8 protein-coding genes are annotated in these 9222 nt (G+C 28.5%); 4 read left to right on the top strand and 4 right to left on the bottom strand.

The annotated features are described in order from the left end of the window. Nucleotides 1-45 precede the first annotated feature (45 nt). The 3 genes from L992_RS08475 to L992_RS08465 form a co-directional block, all read right to left on the bottom strand. Nucleotides 46-888, bottom strand: a complete 843-nt coding sequence (locus L992_RS08475) for an NAD(P)H-hydrate dehydratase (RefSeq protein WP_052193949.1) — start codon at nt 886-888, stop codon at nt 46-48. 155 nt (nt 889-1043) lie between these two features. Then, nucleotides 1044-2036: a tyrosine-type recombinase/integrase gene (locus tag L992_RS08470; protein ID WP_047383445.1), complete on the bottom strand. Its 993-nt coding sequence runs from the start codon at nt 2034-2036 to the stop codon at nt 1044-1046. Between the two features lie 41 nt (nt 2037-2077). Next, a complete protein-coding gene (locus L992_RS08465) occupies nt 2078-2758 on the bottom strand; it encodes a pseudouridine synthase (RefSeq protein WP_047395633.1) in 681 nt (226 codons plus the stop codon). 243 nt (nt 2759-3001) lie between these two features. On the opposite strand from L992_RS08465, the gene L992_RS08460 reads away from it, so the two are divergent. After that, nucleotides 3002-3544: a hypothetical protein gene (locus L992_RS08460; protein WP_047383450.1), complete on the top strand. Its 543-nt coding sequence runs from the start codon at nt 3002-3004 to the stop codon at nt 3542-3544. A 68-nt stretch (nt 3545-3612) separates the two neighbouring features. Here L992_RS08460 and nfo read toward each other — a convergent pair whose 3' ends face one another. Then, entirely contained in the window at nt 3613-4479 is an 867-nt protein-coding gene (gene nfo / locus L992_RS08455) for a deoxyribonuclease IV (RefSeq protein WP_047395629.1), read from the bottom strand. Nucleotides 4480-4622: 143 nt separating this feature from the next. On the opposite strand from nfo, the gene L992_RS08450 reads away from it, so the two are divergent. The 3 genes from L992_RS08450 to L992_RS08440 are packed head-to-tail and all read left to right on the top strand — an operon-like array spanning nt 4623 to nt 9071. Continuing rightward, nucleotides 4623-5717 carry an alanyl-tRNA editing protein gene (locus tag L992_RS08450; RefSeq protein ID WP_047383454.1) on the top strand — a complete coding sequence of 365 codons (1095 nt, stop codon included), beginning with the start codon at nt 4623-4625 and terminating at the stop codon, nt 5715-5717. A gap of 59 nt (nt 5718-5776) precedes the next feature. After that, nucleotides 5777-6823, top strand: coding sequence for a 23S rRNA (adenine(2503)-C(2))-methyltransferase RlmN (gene rlmN / locus L992_RS08445; RefSeq protein ID WP_047383456.1), 1047 nt, complete (start codon nt 5777-5779; stop codon nt 6821-6823). Between the two features lie 28 nt (nt 6824-6851). Beyond that, complete coding sequence (locus tag L992_RS08440; RefSeq protein ID WP_052191774.1) at nt 6852-9071, top strand: transglycosylase domain-containing protein; 2220 nt, start codon at nt 6852-6854, stop codon at nt 9069-9071. Nucleotides 9072-9222: the final 151 nt, after the last annotated feature.

The following is a 9222-nucleotide window of genomic DNA, read 5'->3' as shown; positions in this document are numbered from 1 at the left end:
CTGATATTATACAACGTTATGAAGGGAAAAGAAAAGCAGCTCACGTCATTTTTGTGAGCTGCTATTTTTTATTATTTTAGGAAGTATGTTTATTAATTCTGTTGGAGTTACAGAATGATAAGAGTTTGAAAAAAAATCTCCAGCTGAACCATGGAAAAATGTAGATAAAAGTACAGCATCCAAAGAAGAGTATTTTTGACTAATAAAACTTCCAATCATTCCACTTAAAATATCTCCCATACCTCCGTTAGCCATAACACTATTTCCAGTTGTATTTATAAAAAATTTATCTCCTTCTACTATCAGAGTTCTATGATCTTTTAAAATCAAAATGCAATTGTAATTTTTACTGAACTCTTTCCCGATTTCTATTCGATTAGATTTTATATACTCTATATCCAAATCTGTCATCCTAGAAAATTCTCCGTAATGAGGAGTCAAAATTGTTGGGTGATGTCTGGTTTTCAAAATATTCAAATTATTATTTTTACACAAAATAGAAATTCCATCTGCATCTATAATTATAGGTTTTTTATAATTTACTAATAGAGCTTTTAAGAGTTGTTCATTTTTATCATTTATACCAAATCCACATCCAAAAACAATGCTTGAATATTTATCTAAAATTTCTAAAATATTAATCTCATCTAAATCTATTAACATAACCTCATTTAATTTTACCGAGAAAATATCAAAAGTTTCTTTATAGCTTCCTAAAGTTGTAAGACCCGAACCAGATTTTACAGCTCCCATACTAGAAAAAAATCCAGCTCCAACCATCCCTTTGCTTCCACACAAAATTAAAGTATGACCAAAATCTCCTTTATACTCATCACCTTTCCGAGGAGTAAATATATTGTTTATTAAATCAGAATCAATAAAGTGCATAAAACCTCCTAAAATTATTTCTAATAATTTTTATTTATGATTTATAAAAAGAAAACTACATATAATGTTAATTATATGTAGTTTTATAGCGAAAATAACAATTATTTTTATTAAAATTATTTATATAAATATGTAATTATTAATTTTTAAGGATTTTAGATATCATCATCCATACTTTGTACAGGTATTTTATCAAGCACCCTTTTTTCGATAAGTGATTTTGCATTTATATAAACCTCTGTAACTTTTGTATCAGAATGCCCTAAAAAATCTCTTATCTCTATAAGATCTGCTCCATTTAATGAAAGTTCTGTTGCAATTGCATGACGAATGTTATGAGGACTGATATCTTTATTGATAACAGTTCCCATTTCTTGAATAACATTATACAACCCTCTATAAGAAAGAGGTTTATTTTTTTCGAAAGAGCTATAAAAAAGATACTGTTCTTCTAAACTCTCCTCATCTACTCCATAAACATTAGTCAAATAATTTTTGTAGTCATCTATCTTTTTTATCAAAAAATTGTGTAGTGGTTTATACTGTTCTCTTCCACTTTTTGTTTTTTCTAATTTAACAAAATACTCACCATTTCTTTTTAAGATATGTTTGAATTGTAAAGAGAGTAACTCTTGACTTCTCATTCCTGTATAGAAAAGTGTATGTAAAATCAATGTGTTTCTATACTCCTTTTCTCCATTAATTTTATAATTTTTTAAAATCTCTTTAATATCATCAAATGAAACTTTTAATATGTTATCTAAATTTCGACTTGTTTTAAATAGACCAATATACTTAAATGGATTTTCATATCCATTTTTTTCTAACTCTCTATAAAGAGACTTTAAAGATGAGATAACTTTATTTACAGATGTTTTCTTCATATCTCTTTCATTTATAAGATGAGACAGATAATCTTCAATATCACCTTTTTCAATTCCTGTCATAAGCTCAATTATCTCATCACCTTCTATTGGTGAGTCACCATCATATACATATGTCAAAAAGTCCTTTAAATAAAAAAAGTAATCCTTCATTGTTTTAGGAGATTTATAGATTTCAAATATACTTTTCTTTTCCTCTTTTGGTTTTCTTTTTCTACGTTGGGTACTTATTTCATGTTTTTCTTTAATTATTATCTCGTTCATTATCCCCTCCTAAAAAGGCCTATCATTTTTTTTATGGAAAATTATATTATATCATCTCTTTCGATCTCTCTAACCTCACATGGAACCATATCATCAAGAGTTAATTTCCCAAAAGTTTCTCTTTTAAGATATAGCACTTCATTTCCAACTGCTTTTAACATTTTTTTCACCTGATGGAATTTTCCCTCTTTTATGTTAAGAAGAATCTCTTTAGAGTGAACTACTTCAACTTTTGCAGGTTGAGTTGTATATCCACCGATATCAACTCCTGTTTCTAGTTGAGAAATCTCTCCCTCTCCAATCTCATCTCTTAAAACTACACGGTATATTTTATCTACATGCTTTTTAGGAGATGTTACTTCATGAGCCAATTTTCCATCATTAGTAAACATTAGCAATCCTTCTGTATCTTTGTCTAATCTACCTACAGGGAATAGATCTTTTTTATTTACCCAATCAGGCAGTAAATCCATAACAGTTTTTTCTTTTTTATCCTCTGTTGCAGTAATATAACCATCTATTTTATAAAGTTTATAGTATCTGAACTCTTTATATATAACTCTTCTTCCGTTATATTCAACAACACTATTTTTTTCATCTACACTTTTGTTATTATCTTTACATATAGCACCATCTATTGTTATTAAAGCAGAAGATATCATTTTTTTTACTTCACTTCTACTTCCTATTCCACATTCAACTAAAAATTTATCTAATCTCAATTTTGTTCCTCCTGATATTGTTATATTATAATTATAATTCTTAAAAAATATAAAATCAAGTTTTAAATATTTTAAATATTTTTAATGTATTAAAATATAAGGTTGTGTTTTAATAAAACTTTTAAAATACAAATTACAAAACTATAGAAATAATTATTTTTTCGATTTTTTTATTTGTTCACTAATAAGAAATGTGCTATAATAGCTTTGTAAATACAATATTTTATCAAAGGAGATACTGACATGGTAGATTTTAAAAAAATAGATATTTTAATGGAGCATATAGAAAACGGAACTATTCCAGAAAATAAAACATTTAATGAGTTCGCACTAGAGTTTTATCTAGAAACAAGAACATTAACTCTTTCAAAATATTTAAGACTTAAAGATAGAACTTCAAAAATGCCTAAAATTATGAATACTAAAAAAGCTGGTGAAATTATTTTTGAAACTGAAAAAAATGATGAGGTAAGATCTTTTCTTTCTAGAAAAGGTTTTAAGCAGTTACCTGAATTAAATTATACTGCTGTTATGCTACTTAGAAAAGTAGATCTTTTGACTAACTGGCAAAAAATTGTATTTTTCTTTGAAGGTGGAAGAACTATACAAGAGATAAATAGTTCTCTAAAGAAGGAACTTTTACCTATGGAAATAGAAAAACTTGAAAAGTTTATAAAGGATGAATTACGTTTAAATGATCAGGAGTTAAACTGGCTTTTAGGTAAAATTGAAAAAATTGAAAAAGATAAAGCTTTAGCTAAAGCAGTAAAAAAACTGACAAGATAAAATTTATAAAGCCACACTATTAAAACTAATTCTTTAGTAATAGTGCGGCTTTTTATTTAGACATTATATTAATCTATTAAACTTCTAAGTAACTCAATCTCTTTTTTCCAAATAGTTTCATCTATAGTTTCCATAACGATAGGTATATTTCTAAATCTATCATCATTCATGAATCTTTTGAAAAAATTCATACCTATTGTTCCCTCTCCTATACTATGATGTCTATCTTTTTTACTTCCAACTCCAAACATAGAATCATTAAGATGAACTCCTTTTAAATACTTAAACCCTACTATATTTTCAAAAGCTTCCATTGTAGAGTCATACTCTTCATCTGTTGAAAGAGGATAACCTGCAGCTATTGTATGGCAAGTATCTAAACAAACAGCTATTCTGCTCTTATCTTCTATTAAAGATATTATATCTCTTAAGTGTTCAAATTTATATCCCATATTAGAACCTTGTCCAGCTGTATTTTCTAACACTACTATTACGTTAGGAACAACTTTATGTGCTTCATTTATTGATTGAGCAATTAGCTTTATACATTCATCTTCACTTACCTCTTTCAGATGACTCCCTGGATGAGTATTTAAATATATCAATCCCAATTGATTAACTCTTTGCATCTCATCTATAAAAGCATTCAATGATTTCTCTCTTTTTTCAGGATCTGGACTACCTAGGTTTATCAGATAACCATCATGTGGAAGAATCTGTTCTGGTAAAAACTTATATCTTCTCATAGTATCTTTAAAAGCTAAAATTTCATCCTCTGTATATTGTTTTGCATCCCATCTTCTTTGATTTTTCACAAACATACCAAATCCATTCGCATCTATATCCATAGCATTTTTAAATGCATTAACTACTCCACCTTGTATAGAAACATGTGCACCCAAGTATGTATTTTTAATTTTTTCCTCTCTAGTCATAACTACACCTCTATATTTATATCTTTTTACATATAGTATAACACAAAGTATACTTTTTGAATAGAGTTTGAATATTGAATAAAACTATTGAAATACTCTCTATAACATTATAAAATAAAGTATCAAGGTTTTTAGGAGGAAAGATGATTAAAGTACTTTCATGTTCAAAAGAGAAAGATAACTGGTTAATAGAGGTTGAAACTCATGATCTATACATAGATGGAAAAGGTGGGCAAATAGGTGATCAAGGTTTTATAGGTGATACTAAGATTATAACTGTTCTTGATGATAAAAAAATTATAGTTGAAGGAGAGTTAGCAGCAGGAGAGTATACATATAGTGTAGATAAAAATAGAGTTTTTGATATTGGGGTTCAACATACAGCTCAACATCTTTTTTCTGCAGTTGCTTATAACGATTACTCTTTAAATACTGTTGGATTTAGAATGACTGAAACTTATACAACCGTAGATTTAGATTCAAAAGATTTAGATGAAAACTTCGTAGATGAATTAGAGAAAAAAATTAATGACTACATAGGAGAGGGGAAAAGTATTCTAGAGAAAGTTGTAACCAGAGATGAGGCCAATGAGATAGATACATTCAGAAAAAAAATTAGTGAGAAAGTTATAGGTGACGTTAGAATCATATCTATTGATGGATTAGATACAAGTGCTTGTGCTGGATATCATGTAAAAAACATATCTGAAATAAGAATATTTAAAATAATCAATTTTGAAAAAATAAAAGGTAATTATACTAGATTTTATTTCTTGGCTGGAGAGAGAGCTATAAATGATTTTGTTTTCAAAAATAAGGTAATAAAAGAGTTAAATAAAGTTTTTAGTTGTAGAGATAACGAGATTCTTTCTATGATTGATAAATTCAATTCTGAAAGAAAAGAAAATGAAAGCAAGATAAGAGATTTAAGTGCCAAGTATTGCGAACTTTTAGCTCCTTCCATCATAAATGAAAGTATTGAAAAGAATGAAACGAAATATATTGTATATAAAGATGATAAACATATAATTGAAAATTTGAACAAAATAATACCTGATAAATATGTTTTTATTGGACTTTGGGAAAATGGCGGAGTTATTTCAAGTAAATCTATTGACTGTGGAGAATTATTAAAGAAGTTTTCTAAAAACATAAATAACATTAAAGGTGGAGGAAAAAACGAAAGAGCTAACTTTAAAGGTGAGGTTTCTGTGGAAGAGATTACAAATATATTGTAAATAATTGGAATATCTGTTATAATGGAAATTAGGTATTTATTAGTAACAATGGAGGAAATATGTCAAATAAAATAAATTTACTGAATTTAAATGAACAAGAGCTTACAGATTTTATCGTTTCTTTAGGAATGAAGAAATTCTATGGAAAACAAATCTTCACATGGTTAAATCAAAAAATTGTAAGAGATATCAACGATATGACAAACATATCATTAAAGGATAGAGAGCTTTTAATAGAAAAAGCTTATATTCCATTTTTAAACTTATTAAAGCATCAAGTATCTAAAATAGATAAAACAGAGAAATTCCTATTCAAATTAGAAGATGGAAATACAATAGAGAGTGTTATCTTAAGACACAAGGACAGAACAACTCTTTGCATCTCATCTCAAGTTGGATGTGCTGTTAAGTGTGGATTCTGTGCTACTGGATTAGGTGGATTCACTAGAAATTTAGATGTACATGAAATTGTAAACCAATTCTATACAATTGAAAGAAGATTATTAAAGCAAGGACTTCAAATAAACAACATTGTATTTATGGGAATGGGAGAACCTATGCTTAATATCGATAACGTTATAAAAGCTATAGATATTCTTTCAAGTGAGAAAGGAGTTAATGTTTCTAAGAGAAGAATTACTATATCAACTTCTGGAATCATTCCTGGAATTGAAAAGTTATTAGAAGAGAGAATCCCAGTTGAATTAGCTATCTCTTTACATAGTGCAATTGATGAAAAAAGAAGTGAGTTAATGCCTATCAATACTAGATATCCATTAGCTGATTTATTCCCAGTATTACAAGAGTATCAAAGACAAACAAAAAGAAGAATTACATTCGAATACATTTTAATAAATGATTTCAACGTATCTGAAAACGATTTAGCTTATTTAGCTGATTTTGTTCATAACTTTGATCACATATTAAACTTAATACCTTGTAATCCTGTTGAAGGAAAAGATTACCAAAGACCTTCTCAAAAGAAGATTGACAAAATACTTAACTATTTAAAAGATTTCAGAAAAGTAAACGCTACTATCAGAGGAGAAAAAGGAACTGATATTGACGGTGCTTGTGGACAATTAAGACAAAAGAACTCAAAGTAATTAAAATAATTGAAAATGGAGATATTTTATGAAATGGAAAATTCTTAAATATGTTGCCATCTTTATTATATCTTTAGGGATTGTTGGAGGGATTGGGGCAGGTCTTTTAGTTAATAAATACTATAAAGAACTGCCAAATATTTCAGAGTTAGTTGAAAATTATAGTCCTCCTATTCCTACTACTATTTATGATAGAAATGGACAAATAATTGATGTTATTTCAAAAGAAACAAGAGAACCTGTGGATATTGAAAAAATTCCACAAAATCTTCAAAAAGCATTTATTGCCATAGAGGACAGACAATTTTTAACTCATTACGGAATTGATCCATTTAGAATTTTAGGGTCTGCAATAGTTAACTTGAAATCAGGTAGAGCTGCTCAGGGTGGAAGTACTATAACTCAACAGTTAGCTAGAAATGCATTTTTATCTCATGAAAAAAAATTCTCTAGAAAAATAAAAGAAATTATAATAACATTTGAAATTGAAAGAAAATACACTAAAGATGAGATAATGGAAAAATATTTAAATGAAATATATTTTGGTGCTGGAGCATATGGTGTTAAAATAGCAGCTCATAATTTTTTCAGAAAAGATATTAAGGATATCAATTTAGCAGAGTCTGCTCTTTTAGCAGGAATACCTAATAGACCTAATATGTATAATCCAAGAACTAACTTGGAAAGATCTTTAAGTAGACAAAAACTGATATTGAGACAAATGTTAAAGTTTAATCTTATAACAGAAGATGAGTTTAATTCTGCTATGAATTATAAATTTGTAAATGAATCAAAAGCTTCTTCAAACGATTATAAAGATAAAAATACTACAATAATATATGATGTTGTAGATAAAAAAATTGAGTTTAATGCTCCTGACTTTACAGATTTAGTTCAAAAGTTTTTATTTGAAAATTTTGAAGAAAAACAAATCTATAATGACGGATTACTTGTTGAAACAACTTTAGATCTAAATATTCAGAAAGTAGCAAAGAATACTTTTGAAAATTTCCCACGTTTAAAAAATGATAAAAAACTTCAAGGAGCGATGGTAACAATCGACGCTAAGAACGGAGAGGTTATAAGTATCATTGGTGGAAAAGGATTCAAAACTGGAAACTTCAATAGAGCAGTTCAAGCTAAGCGTCAAGTTGGTTCCTCTTTCAAACCATTTATTTACTATACTGCTTTAGAAAAAGGGTATGAAGAAAATTTAGTTGTGGAAGATTCAAGAATTGTTTATGGTACTTGGGCTCCAAGAAACTTTGGAGAGAGATATTATAACGGTATGACTTTAATGCAAGGTTTTGATAGGTCTCAAAATATTGTTTCTATAAAACTTTTAAATAAGGTTGGAATTCCAGCTCTTATGGATACAATGAAAAAAATCGATGCTGGATTTGTTGTTCCTAACAATTTAACTGCTGCTTTAGGTACTACAGAGGGAACTCCATTACAAGTAGCACAATCATACGCTGTTTTTGCAAATGGTGGTTACTCTATAAAACCATTCTTCGTTTCTAAAGTAGTTGATAAGTTTGGAAATACACTATACGAAGCAAAGCCTGAGATAGAACAAAAATTTGATAGTGCAGATATTGCTCTTATGACTAATATGATGAAGAATTCTGTTAAGCAGGGTACGAGTAAAGGTGCTCAAGTTAGAATAAATAATGTTCCGATTGAGCAAGGTGGAAAAACAGGTACAACAAACAATTCAAGAACCGTTTGGTATTCTGGAATGACACCTGATTATGTCACTACAATATATGTTGGATATGATAATAATGATCCTTTAGTTAAAGCTACAGGAGGGGGAGTCGCAGCACCTATCTGGAAAAACTTCTATACAGAGATTATAGAGAAGGGTTACTATACTCCAACTACGTTTAGTTTCTTAGATAACCATGTTAAAAATGGAAATCTTACATACCAAGAGTTAGACCCGATATCAGGGTTATTAAATGGATCAGCTTCAGATAAAACTTTCCTTTTAAGAAGAGGAAGAATAGCTGTAGAGAAAGATAATAAATATTCAAATGGTATAGCAGGACTTTTAGGTTATTATGTTCCTACTCAAACAACAACTTCTAAAACAGAAGCAATGTCTTCTGAAGAAGTGACAGGTCCAGCACCTCAACAACCTGTTGCTCCACAATCACAACAGCAACAGATACAACAAAGACCTCCTCAACAAAAACCAAAAGAGGAGAAAAAAGGATTCTTCCAAAGATTATTTAATTTCTAAAACAGATATCGTAACTACTCAGCTGGTAGATTACAAAAAATAAAAAATAGCTAAATAATAGGAGATTTCTATATCGTTGGGAGTATACCAAATTTAGTGTAAATTAACTTCTTAGCTATCAAATTTTAAATGTCCAAATAGGCTATCTTAA

This window comes from Cetobacterium sp. ZOR0034, from assembly GCF_000799075.1.
In the GTDB taxonomy this organism is placed as follows: domain Bacteria; phylum Fusobacteriota; class Fusobacteriia; order Fusobacteriales; family Fusobacteriaceae; genus Cetobacterium_A.
The sequence above is the reverse complement of the archived record's forward strand: the minus strand, read 5'-3'. Positions and strand labels throughout refer to the sequence as shown.